30 protein-coding genes and 1 pseudogene are annotated in these 25,017 nt (G+C 38.1%); all 31 read right to left on the bottom strand.

Features of this window, described 5'->3' with window-relative positions:
* Window positions 1–4: 4 nt before the first annotated feature.
* Window positions 5–574, bottom strand: a complete 570-nt coding sequence (gene gmhA / locus EO120_RS00305) for a D-sedoheptulose 7-phosphate isomerase (protein WP_127133511.1) — start codon at window positions 572–574, stop codon at window positions 5–7.
* On the bottom strand, window positions 574–1,500 hold the full coding sequence (locus EO120_RS00300) for a dipeptidase (RefSeq protein ID WP_127133510.1): 927 nt from the start codon (window positions 1,498–1,500) through the stop codon (window positions 574–576). Before EO120_RS00300 ends, gmhA begins: the two co-directional genes overlap by 1 nt.
* A 67-nt stretch (window positions 1,501–1,567) precedes the next feature.
* The gene (gene nrdR, locus EO120_RS00295; protein WP_127133509.1) at window positions 1,568–2,053 is read right to left on the bottom strand and encodes a transcriptional regulator NrdR; all 486 of its coding nucleotides are present in this window, start codon (window positions 2,051–2,053) and stop codon (window positions 1,568–1,570) included.
* Between the two features lie 188 nt (window positions 2,054–2,241).
* Window positions 2,242–5,688 carry a pyruvate carboxylase gene (locus EO120_RS00290; protein ID WP_127133508.1) on the bottom strand — a complete coding sequence of 1,149 codons (3,447 nt, stop codon included), beginning with the start codon at window positions 5,686–5,688 and terminating at the stop codon, window positions 2,242–2,244.
* Window positions 5,689–6,065: 377 nt separating this feature from the next.
* The gene (locus EO120_RS09355) at window positions 6,066–6,164 is read right to left on the bottom strand and encodes a hypothetical protein (protein ID WP_407834330.1); all 99 of its coding nucleotides are present in this window, start codon (window positions 6,162–6,164) and stop codon (window positions 6,066–6,068) included.
* Window positions 6,143–7,426: pseudogene (locus EO120_RS00285) on the bottom strand (M18 family aminopeptidase); the annotation flags it as partial. The pseudogene EO120_RS00285 and the gene EO120_RS09355, both read right to left, overlap by 22 nt.
* A 302-nt stretch (window positions 7,427–7,728) precedes the next feature.
* On the bottom strand, window positions 7,729–7,995 hold the full coding sequence (locus EO120_RS00280; protein ID WP_127133506.1) for a hypothetical protein: 267 nt from the start codon (window positions 7,993–7,995) through the stop codon (window positions 7,729–7,731).
* The gene (locus EO120_RS00275; protein WP_127133505.1) at window positions 7,989–8,330 is read right to left on the bottom strand and encodes a hypothetical protein; all 342 of its coding nucleotides are present in this window, start codon (window positions 8,328–8,330) and stop codon (window positions 7,989–7,991) included. Before EO120_RS00275 ends, EO120_RS00280 begins: the two co-directional genes overlap by 7 nt.
* A 4-nt stretch (window positions 8,331–8,334) precedes the next feature.
* Window positions 8,335–8,532 (bottom strand): helix-turn-helix domain-containing protein, encoded by a 198-nt coding sequence (locus EO120_RS00270; RefSeq protein ID WP_127133504.1) that lies wholly within the window; start codon window positions 8,530–8,532, stop codon window positions 8,335–8,337.
* Window positions 8,533–9,121: 589 nt separating this feature from the next.
* Window positions 9,122–9,604 (bottom strand): coiled-coil domain-containing protein, encoded by a 483-nt coding sequence (locus tag EO120_RS00265; protein WP_127133503.1) that lies wholly within the window; start codon window positions 9,602–9,604, stop codon window positions 9,122–9,124.
* Between the two features lie 3 nt (window positions 9,605–9,607).
* Window positions 9,608–10,126, bottom strand: coding sequence for an N-acetylmuramoyl-L-alanine amidase family protein (locus EO120_RS00260; RefSeq protein WP_127133502.1), 519 nt, complete (start codon window positions 10,124–10,126; stop codon window positions 9,608–9,610).
* An 11-nt stretch (window positions 10,127–10,137) separates the two neighbouring features.
* Entirely contained in the window at window positions 10,138–10,461 is a 324-nt protein-coding gene (locus EO120_RS00255; protein WP_127133501.1) for a DUF2829 domain-containing protein, read from the bottom strand.
* A 12-nt stretch (window positions 10,462–10,473) separates the two neighbouring features.
* The gene (locus EO120_RS00250; RefSeq protein WP_127133500.1) at window positions 10,474–10,800 is read right to left on the bottom strand and encodes a hypothetical protein; all 327 of its coding nucleotides are present in this window, start codon (window positions 10,798–10,800) and stop codon (window positions 10,474–10,476) included.
* Entirely contained in the window at window positions 10,793–11,341 is a 549-nt protein-coding gene (locus EO120_RS00245; RefSeq protein ID WP_127133499.1) for a hypothetical protein, read from the bottom strand. Before EO120_RS00245 ends, EO120_RS00250 begins: the two co-directional genes overlap by 8 nt.
* Window positions 11,342–11,396: 55 nt before the next feature.
* Complete coding sequence (locus EO120_RS09135) at window positions 11,397–11,555, bottom strand: hypothetical protein (RefSeq protein WP_164725705.1); 159 nt, start codon at window positions 11,553–11,555, stop codon at window positions 11,397–11,399.
* Window positions 11,555–11,962, bottom strand: coding sequence for a hypothetical protein (locus EO120_RS00240; RefSeq protein ID WP_127133498.1), 408 nt, complete (start codon window positions 11,960–11,962; stop codon window positions 11,555–11,557). The genes EO120_RS09135 and EO120_RS00240 overlap by 1 nt, the downstream gene beginning before the upstream one ends.
* Window positions 11,963–11,980: 18 nt before the next feature.
* Window positions 11,981–13,933 (bottom strand): phage tail protein, encoded by a 1,953-nt coding sequence (locus EO120_RS00235; RefSeq protein WP_127133497.1) that lies wholly within the window; start codon window positions 13,931–13,933, stop codon window positions 11,981–11,983.
* Window positions 13,930–14,568: a putative phage tail protein gene (locus EO120_RS00230; RefSeq protein ID WP_127133496.1), complete on the bottom strand. Its 639-nt coding sequence runs from the start codon at window positions 14,566–14,568 to the stop codon at window positions 13,930–13,932. Before EO120_RS00230 ends, EO120_RS00235 begins: the two co-directional genes overlap by 4 nt.
* Window positions 14,565–15,539, bottom strand: coding sequence for a baseplate J/gp47 family protein (locus tag EO120_RS00225; protein WP_241234841.1), 975 nt, complete (start codon window positions 15,537–15,539; stop codon window positions 14,565–14,567). Before EO120_RS00225 ends, EO120_RS00230 begins: the two co-directional genes overlap by 4 nt.
* A gap of 55 nt (window positions 15,540–15,594) precedes the next feature.
* Window positions 15,595–16,020 (bottom strand): DUF2634 domain-containing protein, encoded by a 426-nt coding sequence (locus EO120_RS00220; protein WP_127133494.1) that lies wholly within the window; start codon window positions 16,018–16,020, stop codon window positions 15,595–15,597.
* Entirely contained in the window at window positions 16,017–16,442 is a 426-nt protein-coding gene (locus tag EO120_RS00215; protein ID WP_241234840.1) for a DUF2577 family protein, read from the bottom strand. Before EO120_RS00215 ends, EO120_RS00220 begins: the two co-directional genes overlap by 4 nt.
* 11 nt (window positions 16,443–16,453) lie before the next feature.
* Window positions 16,454–17,476, bottom strand: a complete 1,023-nt coding sequence (locus tag EO120_RS00210) for an XkdQ/YqbQ family protein (RefSeq protein WP_241234839.1) — start codon at window positions 17,474–17,476, stop codon at window positions 16,454–16,456.
* Window positions 17,473–18,177 carry a hypothetical protein gene (locus EO120_RS00205; protein ID WP_127133493.1) on the bottom strand — a complete coding sequence of 235 codons (705 nt, stop codon included), beginning with the start codon at window positions 18,175–18,177 and terminating at the stop codon, window positions 17,473–17,475. The genes EO120_RS00210 and EO120_RS00205 overlap by 4 nt, the downstream gene beginning before the upstream one ends.
* Window positions 18,178–18,179: 2 nt before the next feature.
* Window positions 18,180–21,212 (bottom strand): phage tail tape measure protein, encoded by a 3,033-nt coding sequence (locus EO120_RS00200; RefSeq protein ID WP_206512450.1) that lies wholly within the window; start codon window positions 21,210–21,212, stop codon window positions 18,180–18,182.
* A gap of 171 nt (window positions 21,213–21,383) precedes the next feature.
* The gene (locus tag EO120_RS00195) at window positions 21,384–21,746 is read right to left on the bottom strand and encodes a phage tail assembly chaperone (RefSeq protein WP_127133492.1); all 363 of its coding nucleotides are present in this window, start codon (window positions 21,744–21,746) and stop codon (window positions 21,384–21,386) included.
* An 18-nt stretch (window positions 21,747–21,764) separates the two neighbouring features.
* On the bottom strand, window positions 21,765–22,256 hold the full coding sequence (locus tag EO120_RS00190) for a phage tail tube protein (RefSeq protein ID WP_127133491.1): 492 nt from the start codon (window positions 22,254–22,256) through the stop codon (window positions 21,765–21,767).
* 17 nt (window positions 22,257–22,273) lie between these two features.
* Complete coding sequence (locus tag EO120_RS00185; protein WP_127133490.1) at window positions 22,274–23,404, bottom strand: phage tail sheath C-terminal domain-containing protein; 1,131 nt, start codon at window positions 23,402–23,404, stop codon at window positions 22,274–22,276.
* A 1-nt stretch (window position 23,405) separates the two neighbouring features.
* Window positions 23,406–23,873, bottom strand: coding sequence for a phage tail terminator family protein (locus EO120_RS00180; protein ID WP_127133489.1), 468 nt, complete (start codon window positions 23,871–23,873; stop codon window positions 23,406–23,408).
* Window positions 23,866–24,234: an HK97 gp10 family phage protein gene (locus tag EO120_RS00175; RefSeq protein WP_127133488.1), complete on the bottom strand. Its 369-nt coding sequence runs from the start codon at window positions 24,232–24,234 to the stop codon at window positions 23,866–23,868. Before EO120_RS00175 ends, EO120_RS00180 begins: the two co-directional genes overlap by 8 nt.
* Before the next feature lies 1 nt (window position 24,235).
* Complete coding sequence (locus EO120_RS00170; RefSeq protein WP_127133487.1) at window positions 24,236–24,595, bottom strand: hypothetical protein; 360 nt, start codon at window positions 24,593–24,595, stop codon at window positions 24,236–24,238.
* Window positions 24,588–24,989 (bottom strand): hypothetical protein, encoded by a 402-nt coding sequence (locus tag EO120_RS00165; RefSeq protein ID WP_127133486.1) that lies wholly within the window; start codon window positions 24,987–24,989, stop codon window positions 24,588–24,590. Before EO120_RS00165 ends, EO120_RS00170 begins: the two co-directional genes overlap by 8 nt.
* Between the last annotated feature and the right edge of the window lie 28 nt (window positions 24,990–25,017).

The raw sequence follows: 25,017 nt of genomic DNA, 5'->3' as shown, positions 1-25,017 counted from the left end.
AATATTAGTACTCTTCTTCTATTAATTCACAAATAATATGTCCTGCAAGAATATGCATTTCTTGTATTCTTGCCGTAACAGTACTAGGAATAGCCAGTGTAATATCACAGAGTTCAGCTAGTTTGCCACCACCTTCACCAGTGAAAGCAATAGTATGCATACCTGTGGAACGTGCCATTTCAATGGCTTTCACCACATTCTTAGAATTGCCAGATGTAGAAATACCTATGAGAACATCACCAGAACGTCCCAAGCCTTCTACTTGGCGTGCAAAAATTGCATCATAATCATAATCATTAGCGACAGCCGTTAAAATAGATGTATCCGTTGTGAGCGCAATGGACGCCAAGGAACGGCGTTCTTTTTTATAGCGACCAATGAGCTCTGCTGCTAAATGTTGTGAATCCGCTGCGGATCCACCATTGCCACAGAATAAAATTTTATTGCCGCTATGCAATGCGATTTTGCAGCGTTCAGCAATTTCTTGAATAGTACTCATTTGTTCCATTGTTTTTCCAAATACATCAAGATGTTCAGAAAAACGTTCTGCAATAATTGGGTTTAAATCTACCATTATAAAATCTCCTTTAACAGGCGATCAGCATTTTTCCAGAACAATTTTTCCCTTTGTTCTTCTGATAAACCTGCCTCTCGAAATGCATCATATAAACGATGCATTTGCGAAATATCTTCTATTTCTGTATGTGGTTTAATACCATCAAAATCAGTACCTAGTGCGATAACCTCTTCGCCACCTTTATTAATAATATGTAAACCGTGTTTAACTATATCTTCTATACGACTCACTGGTGAGTCTCCTAAGAAAGCTTGAGCAAAATTAAGCCCAATAACGCCACCCTTTTCACCGATAAGTCGAATCAAATGATCCGGCAAATTTCGTCGATGAGGTGTAATTTCACGAGCATTAGAATGCGATGCAACAAAGGGTACATCCAATATATCCCCTAGTTGCTCTGTACCTCCATCATTGAGGTGTGAACAATCCACAATCATCCCCAATTCTTGCATACGTTCCACAAATTCTACACCTTTGGGTGTCAGTTTTTTATATGCATCACCTGTATTCGGCTCACCTATTTCATTAGGGTAATTCCATGTCAATGTCATAAGACGAACACCATCACGGTACGCCTTATCTAATTTGGAGATATCACCACCAAGAACGCCACCCTCTTCAATAGATAATAAAGCAGCTATTTTTTTATCAACATAACATTGCTGAATATCAGAATAGGACTTCACATGACAAATATATTCACCATATTTAATAATTTCACTAACAAATAACTGGCGCATAGACTCATAACGACCATATGAATCGTCCTGGTCTTTTAGGTCTACAAAGAGTGCAAAATCTTGCAGCCGACTACGACCTTTTTGTAATTTTTCTATATCAATTTTCCATCTATTTTTAAATAAATCACCATTATTGGGATGGTCGATTAATTTCATGATGGTATCGCAATGCAAATCTATCATATATAAATCCTATAGACTTATGTAATACTGTTTGAAACGATGAAAGTCCTAATGTACAACGACTATATTATGCCTCTTGTTTAGATTTAGACTTTTTTTTATCTAATTTTTTCAACGATTTTAACTCTGCCATAAAGCTATCGATATTGTCGAATTTACGATATACCGATGCGAAACGAACATACGCAACTTGGTCAATGTCTTTTAATTGTTGTAATACTAGTTCACCAATACGGTCAGTAGTCACTTCTTGATTCACTTCATTACGAATTTCTCGTTCTACATCATTTACAACTTGTTCCATTACAGACATTGGAACTGTTCTTTTATCACAAGAGCGGAGCAAGCCATTTAATAATTTGCCACGGTCGAATAACTCACGGCGACCATTTTTCTTTGCTACCATGAGAGGTACTTCTTCAATAATTTCATAAGTAGTAAAACGTCGACCACAATTTATACATTCCCGTCTACGACGGATACTATTACCCTCATCAGTAGTTCTCGAGTCAGTTACCTTTGTATCAGTATGTTGGCAATAAGGGCATCTCATAAGTTACGATCCTCCTTTATCTCATCATCACTAAAATGGGGCATAAAAATCCCATTTTCTTATACTCTATATAGTATCATGAAAGCCCAAAAAACACAAAGAACCCCTAGATAATCTAGGGGTTCTTACATTATCAAATTAGATATAGACAACTATTTTTACAATAATAGTTCTACTACATTCTATGATTAACGTTTTGGCGCATCTTCTACTCGAAGCAAGCAGTCACCAGATTCGATACGGCTACCTTCACGAACAAGGATTTCTGCTACGATACCGTCCATAGGCGCAGTAATAGTTGTTTCCATCTTCATCGCTTCAGTTACAATCAATGGCTCACCTTTTGTTACAGATTGACCATTTTTAACGAGAATCTTAACAACAGAACCGGATAATGTAGCACCAATTTCACCTGGGTTAGATTCATCGGCTTTGCGACGTACAACACCAGTTGTTTTAGCGTGTTTATCGTGAACTTTGATGGAACGAGGTTGACCATTGAACTCAAAGAGAACGACACGGTTACCATCTTCATCTGGTTCAGAGTAACCATTCATTTTAATAATCAAGGTTTTACCTTTTTCGATGGTTACTTGAATTTCTTCACCACGTTTCATACCAAAGAAGAATGTTGGTGTATCAAGGACAGATACATCGCCAAAGTCTTTTGTAAATTTAGTATAATCTTGGAATACTTTAGGATATAAACAATATGCACTGATATCTTCATCAGTAGTAGATGCACCCATTTCACTTAATTCATGACGCACATGTTCAAAATCTGTTGGTGGTAAAACAGCACCAGGACGAACAGTAATAGGACGCGCACCTTTCAAGATAATTTTTTGAAGTTCTTCAGGGAATCCTTGATAAGGAGTGCCGAGACGACCTTCAAAGAATTCAACTACAGATTGAGGGAAGTCTAATGTATCACCTTTTTCGTAGATGTCTTTTTCAGTCAAGTTATTTTGCACCATGTACAAAGTCATATCCCCTACTACTTTAGAAGAAGGAGTAACTTTAATGATATCACCAAACATCATGTTTACTTGATGATACATTGTTTTGATTTCTGTCCAACGTTCACCAAGACCTACCATTTTAGCCTGTTGTTGTAAATTGGAGTATTGTCCACCAGGCATTTCATGTTGGTACACTTCAGTATTTGGATACTTCTCAGCTTTATCTACACCTCTATAGTATGGACGAATGCTACCAAAATAATGAGACATTTCTTCCATGTAATCAATATTCATCTCAGGTTGACGGTCATGACCCGCTAATGCATAATACATGGAATTCATACTTGGTTGGCTAGTACCATTTGCAAAAGCAGAGTATGCCAAGTCGATAACATCTACGCCAGCATCTACAGCGCGACCGTAAGAATAAATAGCATTACCAGAACCTTCATGAGTGTGCAAATGAATTGGTACTGTTACCGCATCTTTCAATGCAGATACTAAATTGTAAGCCGCTTGTGGTTTTAAAAGACCAGCCATATCTTTGATACAAATGATATTGGCGCCAGCGCCTTGCAATTCTTTCGCCATATTTACATAGTAATCAAGATTATATTTTGGACGAGAGCTATCAAGAATATCGCCAGTATAGCACAATGCGACTTCCGCAATCTTATTTTGGTTGCGCACTTCATCGATAGCAACTTTCATATTATCCAAGCTATTCAAGCTATCAAATACGCGGAATACATCGATACCATTTTTAGCAGCTAATTGGATAAAGTTACGCACTACATTATCTGGATAAGAGGTGTAACCTACTGCATTAGCACCGCGTAACAACATTTGTAACAATGTGTTAGGCACTTCACGACGGAACATGCGAAGTCGTTCCCATGGATCTTCATTCAAGAAACGGTAGGATACGTCGAATGTAGCACCACCCCAACATTCTAAAGAGAATAAATTAGGAACACCTTTTGCTGCATGACCAGCTACGCGTGCCATATCAATGGTACGCAAACGTGTAGCAAACAAAGATTGATGCGCATCACGCCATGTAGTATCTGTAAAAAATACTTGATTTTGTTCGGATAACCATTTACTGAAACCATCTGGACCAAGTTCATCAAATTTTTGTTTTGTCCCAGCAGCAGGAGTGATATCCAATGTGCTTGGCATTTGAATTGGTTCGAAATCAGGCACTTCTTGAGGCCCTGCGCCAGCGTAACCATTAATTGTTGTGTCCGCAATATATCGAAGCAATTTAGTACCACGGTCACGATCAGGTTTTAACTCAAACAATTCTTGATGTTCTTCAATAAAGTTTACATTATAATCACCACTTTGGAATTGTGGATGTTCAAGAACATTAATTAAGAAGTGGATATTTGTTTTAACACCACGAATACGGAACTCTTTCAAGCAACGTAACATTTTACGAATTGTTTCTTGGTTGTTAGGGCCGAATGCAGTAGCTTTCACCAACAAAGAATCATAATATGGTGTTACAACAGCGCCGGTAAACGCATTACCAGAGTCAAGACGGATGCCAAAGCCACCGGAACTACGATATGCTAAAATTTTGCCAGTATCAGGCATGAAGCCATTTTTAGGATCTTCCGTAGTGATACGGCATTGAATGGCAGTACCTTTACAAGGAACTTCATCTTGTGCTGGAATACCAACCTCAGGACTATGTAAATCATACCCTTCAGCAATGCGAATTTGAGAGTGAACGATATCGATATCTGTAATCATTTCTGTTACAGTATGTTCTACTTGAATACGAGGGTTAACTTCGATGAAATAGAAGCTACCATCAGCAGTTACCAAGAATTCAACAGTACCAGCATTCACGTATTTTACGTTTTTCATGATTTTAACAGCTGCATCGCATACTGCTTTACGAGTTTCTAATGGCAAAGCAAAGGCTGGTGCCATTTCCACAACTTTTTGGTGTCGACGTTGTACAGAACAATCCCGTTCATGTAGATGCACTACATTACCATGTTCGTCACCGAGGATTTGTACTTCAATATGTTTAGGCTCAACAATGAGTTTTTCAACGTATACATCGTCATCACCAAATGCAGCTTTTGCTTCGGATTTTGCCCGATCGTATGCATCACGAAGTTCTTCTTTACGATGAACCTCACGCATTCCACGACCGCCTCCACCATTAACGGCTTTAATCATCAATGGGAAGCCATGAGTATTTGCAAATTCTTCTAATTGTGTATAATCTTTTAATGCTCCGTCAGAACCAGGAATCATTGGAATTTCTGCCAATTTAGCTTGTTCTCGAGCATTTACTTTGTCGCCGAACATGTTGAGATGTTCAATATGTGGACCTATGAAGATAATACCTTCTTCTGCACAACGGCGAGCAAATTCTTCATTTTCAGACAAGAAACCATAACCAGGATGGATAGCATCAATATCGTGTTCTTTAGCGATGCGAATAATATCTTCAATATCAAGATATGCGTCAACAGGTTTTTTACCTTCCCCAACCAGATACGCTTCATCAGCTTGGTTGCGGTGCAAGGACAATGTGTCTTCTTTAGAGTAAATTGCTACTGTCTTAATACCCATTTCATTACAAGCGCGGAATACGCGAATTGCAATTTCACCGCGATTGGCTACCAAGACGGATTTAATTTTTTTCATTGTTGCCTCCTACTGAGTACTATCAATGGATAGAATTCATGTATTGACATGTATAACCTTCGATACAAATCGAAATATATGATATACCGAATTACATATCAAAATTTTTGATAACTATCTAGTCACAAAAACTTATCTTTTATTATACAATATATTTCAGATATTTAAAGGAAAATTTACTATATTTATCTTACAAATTTATAAAAATTGTCTATATTGATTATTCATATGTCTATTGTATACATACTTTTCAATATCCTTTAATCAGTAATTTTAATAAATCGAATTATTTCAAAACCCAATAAATGAGAGAATTAGTATATCAATAAGGTTCTATTAACGTATTTACCAAAATATGCATAATACAAAACTATTCACTATGATACTATCGTCCCAAGAATTGTTTCATTAATGCATTCAATTGCTCTTGATCCTGTGCCCCCATGGTTTCTACTGCAGAATGCATAGCAAGCAATGGCAATCCAATATCCATAGTACGTATTGGTAGCATAGCTGATGATATAGAACCTACTGTAGACCCACCAGGAATATCAGAGCGATTCACATAAATTTGATAGTTTACCCCTGCCTCTTCACAAATACCTTTTGCTATGGCTAAAGCTACTGCATCGCCTGCATAGGACTGACTAGCAGCCAATTTAAGTGCAATACCACCATTTAGAACTGGGAAATTAGTAATATCATTTTTCTCGGGATAATTTGGATGTAACCCATGTGCCACATCAGAAGAAATCATAAATCCTCTTGCCACATCGCTGTCTAAGTCTTCATGTGATAAACCTAAACCTCGGTACACGCGTTCTAACAAGTTAGGTAGTAACATACCTGCACCACCTTGTTTAGTACGGCTTCCTACCTCTTCATTATCAAAGAGTATAGCACAACGAATGCCATCGGCATGTTGTAATTTTGATTCCATAATACCTGCTAATGCACCAAAGCAAGATGTTAAATTATCAAGTCTTGGGGCTGTCAAAAAATCAAATTCCGTTCCTACTAATACACCATCTATAACAGGATACAATGTAATTTCATAGGATAAAATTTCAGATGGATCGCAATTGATTTCATCAGCTAAAAATAAAGTCCATTGATCCACTACAGATTGTGCACTATCCGATATACTGTCATCGCATTTATAGGTAGTTTCACTACTTCCTACATCATTCACCAAGTCCTTACGTTCCATCATTAAAATAGGCAACATCTCTTTTTGTCGATTTAATGCTACCCCATCATTTACATTACGGTTCATGTGAATTGCAAGATTAGGAATAATGGCTATCGGTCGTTTTGTATCGACTAAAACAGACTCAACATCATAGGGATTATCCCCTTTTAATACAACCGTGCCGGCTGCTCCAAGAGGTCTATCTAACCATGTATGTTGGATAAGACCACCATACATCTCAACATTTAATTTTGTATATCCTTTTACAGATGTTATAGGATTGGGCTTCACACGGATGGCAGGAAAATCAGTATGTGCCGATGCAATACGCAAAGAATCTCGATAATCATCACCAATATGAAAGGCAAATAATGTAGTACCATATACATTGACGACGTAATTACCTGTACCGAGTACCCATGGTTCCTCTAATGAAAGCTCTACAAAACCATTATCTAATAGCATTTGTAAACTAGTATCAACCGTATGATACGGTGATGTGCAAGCCTTAATATATTTTATTAACTGAGGATTATCAAATATCATTATGTCCTCCTTGTATAACTACAACTATCATCAAAATTATCTAAAGGTATAGTGTTTACTTACATAGGAATCCTTAATTCTATAATAAATATATATAACCTACAAATTATACTGATATTTTATAACAAATTTAAAAAAAGATATATAAGAAATTATAAAAAGCAGTATAAATCAGCACTGGCCATTCTTGGCCATAATTAGCGACATATATAAAATTATATAATGTTATATATATTATTTGACGAATTTTTGCCGTATAAAGGAATGAACCCCGAGTTTTTTTATAGCTCGGGGTCTTTATATTAAGGCAAATTAAGTACTTCAACAATCCGTATCTCAACAAATGGCCATGTCTTATGAATTAGTACTTTATAAATTGCATCATCTACAGTTGGATAGTCATCATTATCTGAAAAGGTGGTATTTTCCTTTTCGAAATATACAATCTCAAGCGTATTTGGATTAATGGCCCAAATCCAAGTATCTCCTGTTTTGATGTCTTCATGGCTGTACTTGTTATCATACAGCCAATCTGTATCCAAAACAATTGTTTGTCCTATTTCTAGCATGATTTTGCACCGTATTTAATTTTAATTGCTTCACGTTCTTTGTTAGTGAAAAGCCCTTCTCGAACGTGTTTTCCTTGTGCGACCTTAAAAACGTCAACCCAAGTCGGTTCATTCGCATGTGCTTTGATTTCCTCACGTTTAAGTTCGGCGAATTCGCCTACTACAACACGAATAACCTCACCTTGTTTATTCCAATAACATTTAAAATTCGCATAATCTTCAATTGCTGTTGTAGCAGGAATGCGCAATATATTTAATTCCTCTTGAGTTAATTCATCATATGTTTTAACCGCCTGTGTGATTATACCATTCTTTGCTACTTGTTTAATTTCCATTTCTTTACTCCTTTTCTGCTCCATATAAACGCTCCATTCCTTGGCGTGTAACTAGCCAAGTGCCTTTAGATTTTCTACACTCATCATCAGTAAGCCGTGGTGGTAACCCCTTTTGACCAGTGCAAGCATGTTTTACTGTAGCAGGGCTTATATTCCATCGCTCCGCAGCTTCTGTTGATGTCATTACATCTTCAAATTTCATTACTTACTCCATTCAAGCAATGCAAGCATTGCTAATATTACTACTACTATTATCCAATTAAATCCATTTAGATACATATTAAATAGCAGTAAAATTATTACTGCTATTTGTATTAAATTCTTTCTTATCATAATAATTCGTGATAGAATTCTAGATGAGAGGGAGGGGCCTAAGCCCCTCGGCTCTACTTTTTGCGGAAGAAGTCGTTCCACTCATTAATTAGCTTTAGCACCACTAGCACAGTACTTGCTAAAAGCGTTACGAGTGAGGCGACTTCTTTTATTGCATCTAGAAACTCTTTCACTTTCTCACCTCCTTTCTCCTCATGTATTTATTATATACCAAATTCGGTATATCGTCAATAAAAAATTGCAATCCAATCAAAGAAGTTTACAAGTAACTGCTAAATAAATGCAAATAAAAAAGAGCCTACAAACTTAGATATTATCTAGGTCTGTAGGCTTTTAGTATTTTTAAATGTGCTAATATCTCGAGTACAGCGTTAAATAAATCATGTGCAAAATTTTGAGATTTTGTGCATGAAACAGCTTTAACTAAATTTATTGTTCAAAATCGTGATTTTTAAAACTTATTTGGCAGCCACATATACAAGCCCTAACCCTAAGGCGATATTCAGTAATGTACTATTCCGCTGTTTGGCCTTCATTTTGGCGAGTTCGTTCTTCTGCTCGTTCAAGTATACTTCGGCTTTCGCTAATGATAGTCTTTGCTCGGTTAGCATCCTCTCTTGCTCTTGCAGCGAGTTCTTGGCTTGTTGCAATTCCTTCTTCTGTTCGTTGATTAGCTTCAATGCTTCGAGCAACTGCGTATTCGATTTGCTCGTTGACAGCTTCACTATTTGTAATTGCATCTCTAGCTCGTTGATTGTATTCAATTGATTGTTGATTGTACTCTCCAGCTCGTTCAAGTTGCTTTTCAGCGTTGCGAATTCCTGTTGTGTCAACGTTACTTCTCCAGTTGGCGACGCACCATGCACAGGTGAGAACAACAACGCCAATGAGCACATAGCAATAACTACGATACTTGGCCATAATAATTTTAATTCTTTCATACATTAGTATCCCTCTTGATAATCCGTTACACCTCTTGCAATCGCACGCACGATTGTATCGAGGTCATTCATCAATAGCGAATGGTCGTATTCATTATCGATGAAAGCCATTTCAACCAGTACAGCTACTGCATCGGTACCATTTAACACCCAAAGATCATCACGCTTTTTTACCCCTCTATCAGTGGTCTGAATAGAGCGAATAATTTGACTTTGGATATCGTTGGCCAATCTCTGACCATTGAATGATTTGAATAACGTTTCTGTGCCTTTAGCTTGTGTATTAAAAGAATTGCAATGCAAAGATACAAATACATCGGCGCCCCATTTGTTGGACTGTTCGCATACATATCCGAGGTCATCGGATTGTACAGTCCGCACTTCACAGCCTGCAGTATTTAAATACCGTGCTAGCATTTTACCTGCATCACGAGCAATATCACATTCACGGGTGCCGTGAATAGGGTTTACAGCACCGCTGTCTAAATCAATATCATGTCCTGGGTTAATGAATACTTTCATGCCTTGTCCTCCTAAATTAAACCATTGAATAACTCATCATCAGTTAAATATAAACACCAATCTTCTGCCAATACGTCATCAGAACTTGGGGAATACATACTATGACTTCCATCTTCATTTCGGACTTGGAGGTATGGATTACAAATAAACAAATCTCCCTCGTTCAGCCCCCATGCTTCTGCCGTATTTTTGTTACATGGGATGCCCTTCGGATATCCTTTCTGATACACAATGAATTTACCTTGTTCAATCCATTTTTCTCTCGTAACCTTGCAGCCGTCTTTTAATAATTGAATAGCTGTGTCAAAACCTAATAAACCTTCTTTTAATTCCATTTTAGTTTCTCCTTATTTCTTATCATCTTCTAATTTATCAGGGATTCCATTGTGGTCTTTATCAATCCATAGCGCGAGGAACCCAATCAAAGCGGTCAATACGCTTGGTATAAATATATGGTCAATGATATTTATACCTGTATTGATTAATTTTGCATCGGCATCACTAACCACACCAATATAAAAGGCCATCGCATATTTAACGATGACCAGTAGTATTGGTATAAATATAACCATAGTAAGCGCCCTCGTTGCAAGGACCCCTGTCGGCTTGATGCGGGCAATACGCACAGATTGAAACGCACCTTTTATGGCACTAATGATTTTAGTCTTATCCATTGCCCCTCCATACTCTAATTAATTCAACAGCCATCGCGTACAATTTGCTAAAATCGATGAGATCATCTTCTACAATTTCTCGTAGATTCTCTAAAATTGACCAACATTCTGACAAAAACGGAATTGCCATGAACACAAAGGCAAATACTTGGTCGGCAAATAGTTCCGTTGTCGGAATAGGTATATCCGGCAACGATACAAATATAATCGATAACAACATCCACGCAGGATATTGTATACACAATTTAATGAGTAAATCACCTCGAAGGCGTTCGCTCATTAAATACCTCTTGCTTTCACCATGTTCATTTGTATAGGTACCGCGACCCCAACCGTACCATAACAATGTAGTTATGCAATTTACGACCGTATTTTGACGTCCATTATCGAGGTTATACCGCAATACCTCAATGGCCACACGTTGGGTAGCATCGATAAATACAAGGGTTGTAGTCAATATGACTACAACCCCCATATCAACTAGATGTGCATGAGATACACCGAGTAGTATTTTTGTTATGACTTCATTAATTAACTCCATTTACAACCTCATTTTGACAATAAAAAAACACCCTTATTGGGTGCATGCTAGCCACTCACGCCTTACCGTCTTCGGTAGGCGATTTTTTATTGTCATCACTACTTACATCTCGTAAAGGTTGATGTCTAATGCATTTTGGATTAGTGCATGTATCATACAACCGACCTTCCACACGTTCCATAGGACGCCCACATAAAAAGCATCGTTTTGTCATTATAATTCACCTCGTTTTTCCATAAATTCAACTTGTAACGCTTCACGTTGTTGGCGTAACTCATTAGCGTACTCAGTATCTTTATCGATAACTTCTGCCCTGATAATTTCGTCATCAATAGCTTTAAATTTTGCTTCATATTCACTTGCCACTTGTGCAGCTTCTTTGGCCTGTATTTCTTCTGCAGACACTTCAACTACGATGGGATCTAACCACTCGCCATTGAGGTATCGCTTGCCTTCTATAAATTTATCGAGGATTGCATCGCCGTCCTCAACGTACCACTTTGTATCGTTTGGATACTCCTTATTAACATGCTGCAACAATTCCTCTTTCATCATTAAATTATCGCAGAACGCTGTAATGCGTTCGCCGTTTTCATTTAAAACGAATACGTATTGATTCATATTATTAATCCTTTCAACCTAAGCAATGCCAACTGCAATATAACTCCAATATAAGGTAGTTTGGTTTGCAAAAGCATTTACTTGCGTGTTCGTAAGTGTTGTTGATACCCCAACAGCTCCATCGCCAAAATCAATTGCGATGGATATAAAAGGTGTTGCATATCTAATTGGTAAATCCAATGTGAACTTATTGTTTCTACCTGCAATAACACTAGATGTCTGTGTGCTTGGAGTTTTTCCCCATTGAATGGTAAATCCATTTGCAAATTTCACAAAACCTGCTGCAGCATCCAATTTTGAGCTAACAATTCCACCCTGACCTAGCAATGTTATAATTTCTGTTAGTTTTTTGCTAGGTGCCGTATTAAATGCGCTAGTTCCCGTAATTGCTTTTATCGCATCAAGAATTGGCTTATGTGCACTACTAGATGTATTGTGCACATTCAAGTCATTAGTCCCCTTGGTATCCACGTACTCCTTGGTGGCTAGCAATTTATTATTTGCATATACCTCGTTAGGAAAGTATGTTTTGTTGTCGTTATGCAATAAATACGCTCTTGCGATAACGTCTCCATTTGCATTGCGTTTCAACACACCAATATTTGATTGCTCTGGATTGTTGAAATACCCGTCGACGTTAAACCAGTTATCCGAATTATTTTTACCTGTTGTAAGATACGCTTTACCGGCCAAACTCGTTTGAATGAAATTGCTGAATTGCATAGTATCGCTACCTGTGCTAACAAGGTCATTTACGTGCAATCGACCTGTTATTGTACCGCCTGTTAATGGCAAATAGGCTCTATCTAATTTAGTCGGTGTTATAGCACCATCGGTAATACTTGTTGAGCTCCATTTTTTGCCATCAACGTACTCTTTTGTTGCCAATAATTTATTATTGGCATATACGTCATTAGCAAACTTAGCGTTACCATCTCCATCCATTAATGTCGACCGATACCGAACTGTTCCGTTTATACTACGGTTCGTAACATCTATCACAGCTGTCTCAGGGTTGTTAAAATACCCATCAATTAAAAGATTACCTACGTTATTATAGTTTAATAAGGCTATATACGCATTACCGGCAGCACCATCTACACGAATATTACTAGCCTGTTCACTCGATTGCCCCACACTCAGCATTGAATCAATATGTGTTCTTCCACTTACTGTACCGCCTGTTAATGGTAAATAGTTATTAAACATTCTGCGGATATCAGCATGTGCACTATTTGAGCTGTTATGCGCATTAATATCACTAGTAATTTTTGCCCTAATATCAGCATGTGATGTACCTGAGCTGTTATGCGCATTAATATCACTAGTAATTTTTGCCCTAATATCAGCATGTGATGTACCTGAGCTGTTATGCGCATTAATATCACTAGTAATTTTTGCCCTAATATCAGCATGTGATGTACCTGAGCTGTTATGCGCATTAATATCACTAGTGATTTTTGCCCTAATATCAGCATGTGCACTTCTTGAGGTGTTATGCTCTTCTAAGTTTCCAAGTGTTAAATATACTTGACTATCTAATGCTACTTTTAAAGTGGCACCAGTACCAATTTTAAATGTTACGGTAATTAATTTTTCGTCTAACGATCCATCTGCAGGTGAATAGCTAGCATTTGCACCCGCATTGGTGTAGGCAAATAATTTTTCTTGCCCCGTATCCCCTACTTTCGCAAACACACCTAGTTCTCGTGCATAATATCCTGTTGATAGTCCTGCATTTGTGATAACAGCCGATACATCAGCAAGTCCTGCACCTTTATCAGTCACGATATGAATTGGGGCCTCTTGCTTTTGACGAATTAACGCTGTTAACGTTTCTATATTTTGGTTAGTAAGTGCACCATCTCCAATGGCTATTTTAGTAAATACAATAGGTTTCTTTTTCACCACAGATTCTGTAATCATTGTTAGCCCATTTATAGTAGGTGTAATAGCTCCGTATTCGCTCATAGATCCTCCTGATTAATATGTAATGTATGTAATGTTGAAACAGCCCCAATTGTAGATATATTTGGCAATTTAGTTCTGATTATGCCATCATTTTCAGCCTGTTTAATACTGATACATCTAGCAATCTTAACAGCGCCTAATATATTTACTGCCGATTGACACGTAAACTGATGTGCCACCAAGTAAGCAAGGTGGGCAGGTTTGTATAATTCTACTACTTCCCGAATATCTTTTACTGAAACAGGCGTATTTACTAGCACCTTAAATTGATTTGGCTTTGTATTTTCTAAAACAATAACATCCTTAGATGGAGTAACTAAATTGACTAGCTCGTTAAGCTTTGCGATAGAAATGGTAGCAGTCCCTTGCATTTTAATTAAAAGCATATTTCGACGCTCTTCATCTGTTGCATTGGAATTGTGAGTAATTCCATATACACGTTCCCAATCATCAAGCCCCCATGTAGCGCTTTCAACAAACATCTGCCGACACAAATCTATAATGAGTAAACGTAATTTTTCATGCTCTTCGCTTAATGAATCTTGGCTAACTTTAAAAGTAGTATCATTCGCCAAGAATTTTGGCAAATATCGTAGTACATCGACTTTTTGCGTTCTTAACAGATTAAAATTCATAGTTGAATCACCTCACCTAATGTTGGAAGTGAATCAGCCTCAAGTGCTATACTTTCATTTTTATCATTAAGCGTTAAATTTCTATAATCAACAGCACCCGCATCGAGCAACAAACTACCGATTTTTGCAAGCGATAATCGCACAGAGCTATCATTTGCAATGACTGCCTGCTCTAATTCAAGGAAATATGTATGTACTAATCGTTTGAATAACGCAATATCAAATTGTGAACCCTCGATATATGCCTTGATATTAATCAATTTAATAGTTGCACTTACAACAGTTACCATGGCCCCCATAGGTCGAACACTTTCAATGTAATTTTTAACCTTTCCAACCAATTCATTAGAAGCTGTTTTGAATTCGCTATTAACAATGACGATCTTTACCGTACCCGGCCCATCCCACACAGGAATTACTTTGGCAGCACCAACGCCAGGCACAGACATTGCCCATTCATAGTAATGAAATTTATTGCCACTAGTTCCAGGTGTTCTCACATGTAACAAATATCGTTTTCGTAATGCTTCATCAGATTCTTTATTAAAACCATCGGTAGTATTCACATCATTACTAATACTGATAATTCCAGGTATCGACATAGGTATCGAGGTAATAGTATTAGGTCCTACATTTCCAGCTGGCCCACTTTCAACGGCCTGTATATCAACTCGCAATGATCCATTTACGGAGTACTGCTGTACCGTTTCAAACAAAACGCCATCGACAGTCGCAAATTGGCTCCCTTTAGGGAGTACCCCTTTACCTTTTACGATAGCAGTACCGTGTGCCTTTGTCGCTTCTTTACGGATAATGCCAGCTTCTTTGGCTCGTGCTGTTAGAAAATCACCATAAGATGTATCTGCAAAAGCTACTTTGTATAATTCGCCAAGCTCAACGTATGTTTTCATGAATTCAATAGCATTGGACGAGAATATATCATACTCGAATGTACCTTCAAATTTACTCATTTGTGAGTTACTTTGTGATTGGAGGCTTTGCAATATCTCATCAGAGTTTACTATTCTAAACATTAATATTTATCCCCCCATATATAGTGCTTAATTCAATACGACAATTAACTTTATCTCCATTTGACTCAAAATCAATACTATCTATCGACCGAATATAAGGGTTGACCATAATGCATTCAGTTATAACTCGTTTTAATTCGCTATACCGTTCATTTATCCCCATTACCTTACCAATAAATGGCTTCAATTCAATACCATACCTAGACGAATATGCTAAAAATTGATTCCGTTCAGTTCTTAACGCTTTATATATCCAAACTTTCAACGCTTCATCCCCTATTAGCTCGGTACGCTGTCCATTGTGAAATACAAATGTATCAGAATCAAAATCCCAATCATACTCACGGAATAAAGGTAATGCTTGAATACTATCATCAACCGTGCTAGAAATGGTTACAAATGGAAATTCATCACTCATAATTTCACCACCTTTTGACCGATGTAATAGAGTTGTTCATTTTGCCGATAAATAGGCTCAACGGTCACCTCATCACCAACTCGGAGCGTATCGGTCATAATAATGGTGTCTGTATAATCATTATGGATATCATGAGTATGGCTGGCATATTCAGCATAGCCACCACCACCAGCTCTGGGTTGCGTTTCAGATATAATATGTCCCTTCGCCTCTCGATAGTGACCAGGTTTCCAATAATCGTTAAGGTAGATTTGTTCATTGGTAATATCGATGTTATCCACATGTATTACTAAATTAGGGAGGGGTGATGTTACTACACCAATACGAAGCCCCATAGGACGTTCATCTTTGGATATAGTATGAATCGTATGAACTAAGGCTGCCATGCTGTGTTCTGCACTAGGTATATCTTTCATTGACATTATATCTCCCCCTATCTTTCTTGATTTTTTTCAACAGTTTCTTTTGTCATGAGGTTTTCAAACTCAATTTCTAGCTTCATCGTATGTTGACCATCTTTGAAAGCATGTGTATCAGATTTTATCCAAAATTTACCAGATAATTGAGTAATTATATCTCTAATTTCAACAGAGTATGAAGATAATGCCTTATAATCACCTAAGCAATCAACAACACCAGTTCGTTCTGGTCCTTTGAATATATTCTTAACCTCTTCTTGCGTATTCTTGTTTTTTCCTTCCTTGTATACGGCCTGTATCATCGAATACTTTTTGATATGCTCGTCATTAGATTCATAGCGTATCAAATTGCCTTTATCATCTACTATCATGACCTTATTAATCATGTTTTCAATGGATTCTTTAAAAGATGAGTCTGTAATATTTCTGTATTGATCTATAACAAGCCCTTCAATTAACGAACCTTTTTCAATGATGCATACTTCATCACCGTTCATGATGGATTGATATTTCTTCCCTGTTTTTTTTGCCGCTTCTGTATATGCCATGACAATGATTTGATAGCCTGATTTTTCATTAGCAATAAATGTTATTTTTTCTTTTGTCTCTGCTAAATTACCAACCTTAATGCCCATTTCTGCACATACTGATTTAGTTATATCTTCTGCTGTCATATTAGTGAATTTACGTGTCGTCTTAGACTTGGAAAGAATAAACATATTGTCGTAGCATGTTACATCAATAGTAGAGGCTGATGTCTTACGCTCAACGGCATATACGTTACCCATAAATTGTAAAATACCATCTTCTGAATACCCTTTCACAGTTTCGCCAATGCCCACAACATAAATAGGCCAATTAGGATCTCGTGGTTCTTGTGTATATGTAAATTTCAACTTTCTAGCAGCTTGAAAACGCGACCCGGACCATTCTGATTTATTAACAAGGTGCGATATATCAATTTCAACTGATATTTGCTTGTCTTCTCCTGTTTGTTCGTCTTTAACAGTCTTAGTACCCATATGTTTAATTATCATACCTTTAACCTCCGCAATTCACTTAAATTGTTAATAGCTAAATTCTTGAGGTCATTCGACTGAATAATCCGCTCATAATGACGATAATTTCCATATGCTTTTTTGGCTGCATCTAATATATCAGAACCACGATTAAATAATGTAGCCGTCGTTGGCTTTGTATTTATATTAGGTCTATCTTTTAACCCCGTTGCTGCATCAATCGACTTTGTATAATCAATAACAGAAGACGTGTTAAGGTCTTTATATTCTTTGAAAAATAAGGAGTAATATATATCACCTGTATTATCATGCTTCTTATATGGAAACGACATAATGGCCATCATAAGATTAATAGGGCCATCAGATATGATGACCCTAACAGGCTGCTTAGACTGCATCCATTTTTGAATGATAGAAATTAATTCAATCGGCTTTCTTTTATCGCCAACAATAAAAGAATAATCCTTTGCTGGTAATAATCCATCAAATGACAAGGTAGTCAATTGGGGATTACCAAATAAAAGAGCTTCGCCGATTTGTGTGATAGTAACAGATGTATTACCTTGTTCAATCCCCACATTATACTGACTTGGGGTAACAGGTAATACGATGCGTTCATCACCTTGCGAAATAATGATGGTAGGATGCTCTCGTGTATTCCCTAAAACATTAGACAACAACGACAATGCACGCCCTAACCCACTAACAAATTTAGACATTTTTATACGCCCCCATAGTTAACTTCTGCATCTCTAAACAGAGAGAATATAGTATGCGCTATGCGGTCCATATCGGCTTCTTCTCTAACAACAAAAGTATTCCCACTAATGGAATAACTATTACCGCCACTAGCCCCCTCGGATAATTGGTTAGCAATCATCTTTCGAGTTGTTGCAGCTGGATAAATTCTTGAACCTTGAGGAAGATCTACAATCTCGCCACCTCGTTCGTTGATTTGTGTCCAGCCTCCACCAAAATAATTGGTACCTGTTGCATTTGCATCTATGGATTTTGTATGCGTACCACCTATACCTGTTACTTGTACACCTCTTCGCTCTGCGGCACCAAGAGCATTGCCAATGCTAGCAAATACACTACTAGCTGTTTTTTTCAGAGGCCCCCATACATTAGCATCAAACCAATTAGCAACCCCGCTCCAAACAGATTTTATATTTTCCCATGCATTGCTGAAAAAGTCAGTTATAGAGTTGATTGCGGTATTAGCAAACTCTTTTGTGGGTTGCCATACATTAGCATCGAACCAATTAGCAACTCCACTCCAAACGCTTTGTATATCACTCCACAACCCATTAAAGAATCCAGTAACAGCTGTAATTGCGGTATTAGCAAACTCTTTTGTGGGTTGCCATACTGTTGTATCAAACCATTGGGCAACAGGTTCAAAAATCGTCGCTATTGCATCCCATACAAGAGTATAAATACCAACGAATGTATTTATAATAGGTGCACAAGTATCTACTACTGCTTGCCAAGCTCCAGTGAATACACTTGGAAGTTCCTCCATTGCATCTGACGCATATTCTTTAATCGAATTCCATGTTTCACCAAACCATGCGGTTAAACCATCAAGATTGCTAGTGATGCCATCATAAATTTGTTGACCTAATTCTTCCCCAAACACGGCACCACCAATACCTCCTAATAGGCCACCTACGGCACCGCCTACTGCAGTACCAACACCAGGAATGACGGAACCTAATGCAGCACCGCCCATTGCCCCTAATTTAGCACCAGCTAGACCACCGGCTAGGCTCCCGCCTAATCCAGATACAGCTTGACCCTTATTGTCGGAGGTAGCTACATCATACGCCCCCATGGCAAGGGATACAGGAATTGCAGCTTTACCGCCTAATTTCATAAGGCCACGCCCTAAACCGCCTACACCTTTACCAATGCCACGTCCTATAGAGCCAATACGACCGCCCCATTTACCACCTTTTGCACCTTTTACAGGACTATCAATAGTGGCTCCTTGTACAACTGCGCCACCTTTACCACGCCCGGTAGTAGGCCCCATACTAGCACCGTTACCAGGTAATAACTGTGACGCATATAACGTTACAGTCATAGCATTAACAGTCATCTCACCAGTAGAATCATAACCGATGCCACTTTCCTGACTATTACCATTATGATTCTTCCATTTACCTAACAATCCTCTTGCTTTCTTGGCACCCTTGAGCAGTCCAACACCACCTACAGCAAGTGCTGCAGCGGAAAGAATAGATGGTAAGCCATCCATTTTTAATGTCTGCTTAATAAGCTCTTTAACAGCGGATGTAGTGCCATCAAGAATGGAGTGCACATTTAAGCCATTCTTTTCCACATTTTCAGAAAATCCAGCAAACCAATTATCTACACCTTGTACAATATCACGGAATCCGCCAATGCTACCACCCATGATTTTAGTAGTAAATGAATCCCAATCACCAGATAATTGTTCTAAATCGCCTTTGAGATTATCCATTCGGATTGATGCCATGTGTTCAGCTGCGCCATTAGAGTTAGCAATAGCATCTGCTAATTTATTAAAGTCACTATCGGAAGCGTTAACTAATGCTAATAGGCCAGACATCCCCTCTTGTCCTGCTAACATGGCCGCCAATGAAGCTTTGCTTTCAGGCGTTAATCGACTCATGCCTTGCCTAATATCCTTGATAACTTGGTTAAAAGGCTTCATTTTGCCGTTGGCATCGGTAATACTCAATCCGAGTATATCCATTGCTTCACCGGATTCTTTCGTAGGCTTAACTAACCTTGTTAATAATCCACGTAGAGATGTACCAGCTTCTGAGCCCTTAATACCAGCATTGGCCATGAGCCCTACAGCCTGTGCCACATCTTGCACACTATACCCTAATGCTCCAGCTACAGGTGCAGCATATTTAAATGTTTGCCCCATTAACGCTACAGATGTATTAGAATTTGTGGCTGCAGCAGCCAACACATCAGAAAACATAGCGGAATCTTTGGCTTTTAAGTTAAAGGCAGTCAAACTATCTGTAACAATATCCGATACAGAGGCTAAATCTTCACCGGATGCGGCTGCAAGACTCATGATACCGCCTATACCATCAATCATTTCGCTACTTTTCCAACCAGCCATACCCATGTATCTAAAGGCTTGCGCCGACTCTAGCGCGCTATATTTAGTATCGGCACCCATTTGAATTGCTTTTTCGTTCAGTCTTGCAAATTCATCACCAGTTGCGCCTGAAATAGCCTTTACTGCAGACATTTCTTCTTCAAAATCAGCATATCCTTTTACAGCATCAAATACACCAAATCCTATACCAGCCATGCCTGCCATCTGTGCAGTAGCACCAAACATAGCACCGCTTAATTTATTAGCTGCACCACTAGCCATCCCCGACAGATTTTGCTTAACATTAACAGTAGCAGTATATACTCGACCCTTTATGCCGTTTAATTCCTCTTTTACCTGCTTTACTTTTGATGTAGCCTTGTCATCTGCTTTGATAGTGATAGCCACACCATCACCTGCTCGTTTTAGCTTAACAAGTTCACTTTCTGTTTTTTTAGTAGCTTCTGCAACACCTATAATAGATTTTGTTGCCGATGCAAGACCTTTTTCTGCAGATACAACAGCGGGAACAAGGGATGATGTAGCTTGTGTCAGTCTAGATGTTTCTTGTTGAGCTTTTTTTATGCCTTTGGTAAATCCACCATCAGCCATATACAGCTCAATGCCTAAACGTTCTTCATTTGCCACCGAATACACCCCCTATAGCCATCCTCACCATATCGATTTTATCTTGACGCTCCTTATCCACGGCGACCTTACACATAATTTTTTCTGTCATGGATAAATTCATAAAGTAATCAAAAGTATGACCTTTTAAAACTAGATAGGCGGCCGTAGCCGCCTCCCAGTCTTCTTCTATTACTTTTTTACCTCTTCAAGAATTGCATGGTCGAGCTTTTTACCAACACCTACAGATTCCACAAGAATAGATGAAATCGCTCTCACTTCACCAATGTCAAATAGCTTGTTCACAATATCCATTGGTTCATGACAGTCATAGGCTTCTTGTAACGATTTATCCTTTAAATTAGGTTCAATGACACAGTTATACACCAAGTATGCATCATTGTTTTCTTCAAGCCCCATTGCTTCTGTTAATAAAAAAGTGGTAGGCTTCTTAGCTACCACTTCACCTAATGAGGTTTGGATTGTGATCTTTTGTTTTTTGCGACCTGCTAATTCTTCACGTTTTGCAATTAATTCATTTACTGAAACAGCCATGTTATTAAATCCTTTCTATTAATCAATGCTTTCAATGTATTGTAAATCTTCCGGCGTAAAGCCAAAAGGAATTTCAGTTTCTACAACTTTACCTTTTTCAAACTGCATAGGTGTAATTTTGTTAAACCACACATTATCGATAGAAATGCGTTCTTTCTGCCCATCAACTGCATCGGGATCATCAAGCAACCCGGTAAATACAGAGCGTGGGTCATGCCCTGCATTCCATTCTTCAGCGAGCTTACGGAAATTGCGATTAATTACATTCTTGATTTTCATAGTTCCTTCGCCTTTAAGACTTGTTACTTTAGAATCAACAGAATTGCCAATTAACACATCTTCGCGTTGCGCTTCTATAGTTGCTTCAAAGCTCTCAATTTCAAACACTAGCTCACCATCGAGCCACACCTTGCCATGAGAACCATTCCACCGTCTACGACCACGATATTTAACATCTTCTGCTGCACGTGCAAAGGTTTGTAAATCAAAAGTAAATTGATTTCGATTCATTAGTTTCATACCTCCTATTACATAGTAAATGTGATAGTTAAATCTTCCATAGCGTCCACAAATTTAACTTTGCCGGCTAAAGCGATTTGTGATCCAGTATTATATTGTCTGATTTGCATAGATGTCATGGTACTTACATCTTCCCCTTTAAGGATGGCATAATCCTTTTGGAATTGCTCATCAATATCAACCGTATTACCTGCTCTAGCGTCTAATACATTACCTGCGAGCTGTCCAAAGTACACCATAATAGCTGCGATAAATAACATTTTATGGTCGTAATCGTTAATATATTTACCGATGTAATATTTCTTGAATGTATCACGAATATCATCGGTAACCATATCTATACCTTCAACAATTTTAATTTTTCGGAACTCTTGCCCTTTATCGGTTGTAAAAGTTTGTAACGAGTTGCAGGCACGCGCAATTTTTACGCCTTCTCCGTCTTCTTCATCGAATAAATGTAGTTCGCCATGGTCAATACGGTCTGTAAGGTCTTCATAAACTTTTACAGATTCAACTTCAGTCAATTTGAAATAAGTCGCTGAGCGGTCTAATGCTAAACCGGCTAAGATTCCAGCAATACGTGCTGTATATTCAATAGGTGTGTAGGTACGGTATGTAGTACCCCCTTTTTTGTCCGTACCATTAGGGACCTTGATATCTTCCGTACAGAAGTTAATAACCCCTTCATTGTCAGAAGCTACACCAGATACGACGGCTTTCACAGTTTTACAACTATTGTTGCGTTCAGCCTTAACAAAGGATGCTAAATCTTGTTGGTCTTGCTCTGTACCTGTAGGCGCAGCAATATAGTTAAACCGTACATGTTTCAACTGCTTTAATAATGTAGATTGTGTATTTTTAGCGGCTACTACGCTAGCTTTAGGCAGCGTATACACCAATACACGTAAAGGTGTGCCATCCAAGCACTTTTTGATTAAATCGGTAGACGTTTCATCAAATACACCGGTAGGAATTTCAGACACATCAGAAATTCTATAAAAATTGGTAACGTCCGTTGTTTCGCATTTTAAAATCAACGCCACCACACCGCGCGCGGAACGTTTAATGGCCTCAATACCTTTCGTTTTGAAGTCGATAAAGACCTGCGGTAAACCGAATTTTTCTTGTTCATTTGCCATGTTATGCCTCCTCTGTTACATCAATAGCATTCGTTCTAAGCAATAGATGTTGCATCAATTCACCACGAATACATCCCACTTCCTCATCTGTGAAAGCATCTTTAAATTCGAGGTTAAATATAAAATGTAACACCTCATCGATGAATGTGTGTTCAAAATCATTAATGGTGATATGCCTATCGCCTACCTGCAAAACAGGTCTAAACATGCACTCCAAACTATCGGACATTTCGTATAGTTCAGAGCGATTAACACGTCCATTCCTATCTTTCATCGGCCTATAGGCAATGTCTACTTGTACAGTCCTATCAAAGTAGGTATCATCACCTACCCCTGTATGAACAAACATTTCTACATAAAAATAAGGCACAGTCGATTTTTCCACATTATCGAAATGTACCTTGTAATTTGGATATTTACTTTTCAACAGATCCACTATGGATTTCTGTATAGAGCGTAACCTAATCATCTTCAAGCAAGTTCCTTATAATTGTACGTGTATCCTTTAGAAATACGCTTTTACGATGTACAACAGCACGATGTAGCATTTTTCTACCTTTTACAAAGCCGCCTTTTACTGTACGATGCCCATATTCTACATGATTAGCATATTCTGTATTGTTATATACTTCTGTTGACATATTATCTACGGGTGTTCGTTTCCAATTCCCCTGCAATGTTCCAGTATCCCTTGGTGTATTCGCCTTTGCATCTGCAATAAGTAGCTCGCCTTGTTGTGCAATTAATGTATCCGCATGTTCAGGAAATTGACGCAAGATTCTTGTGAACTTTTGATTCAGCAAATCAAATCCATTAATTTTTGCCCCCATGTTAAGCGTCCCCTTCTTTAATAAGGTTAACCTCTTGATGGCTCATATATTTAAATGGCGTATCCGTTCGCATAACAAACGTTTGCCCTTTGTGATATATAGTGACTATATCGTTTGGCAAAATATCGTATTCAATAGGCAAAGATAAGCGCAAATGATTCTTCAAAGCAAATACACTATCCGTTTCAACTCCGCTCATACTTGTCTGCCCGATTTGACCTACCTTACACGGAACGTCGCTGTATACGTCCACCATTGCGAATACATCAGCGCCTATATCATCGATAGTCTCTATCTGCCGTGATATAGTACACCTATCCTTATACATGAATTTTGCTAAGATTTCACCGTAACTAGCCATTAGACCATACCACTTTTCTATAAAGATTTAGCTTAGGGCGAATAGAATTAAAATCATGTTCACTAATACATCCTATCGGCGATACCTCCCCAACAGCCCATTCAAATTCTACATCGTTTTCTTTTAGTGATTTAAGAGGTCCTTGTCCATTACTAGCAGAGTCAGCAATATACTTTATTGCCAATTCCGCCCCTGTATAAGCTAATGTTCTAGGGAAATCATTCCTATGACAATAATCCATCACATCAAGCACAAACTTTTCTGCGAATAATTCGAGTTCAGTATGATCTATTACACCATCACTACCGACTGATTTAATCACAGCTAATCGTTCTGCTTGCCTTACCACTTCCTGTACTGCAGTATCAAACTCCATGTATTGTACATTCCCCATCGCCTCACCACTTTCCGAGCACTAAAAA

The organism is Veillonella caviae, assembly GCF_003992125.1.
Classification (GTDB): domain Bacteria; phylum Bacillota; class Negativicutes; order Veillonellales; family Veillonellaceae; genus Veillonella; species Veillonella caviae.
Note: the sequence above shows the minus strand (reverse complement) of the source record. Positions and strands in the feature narration are given on the sequence as shown.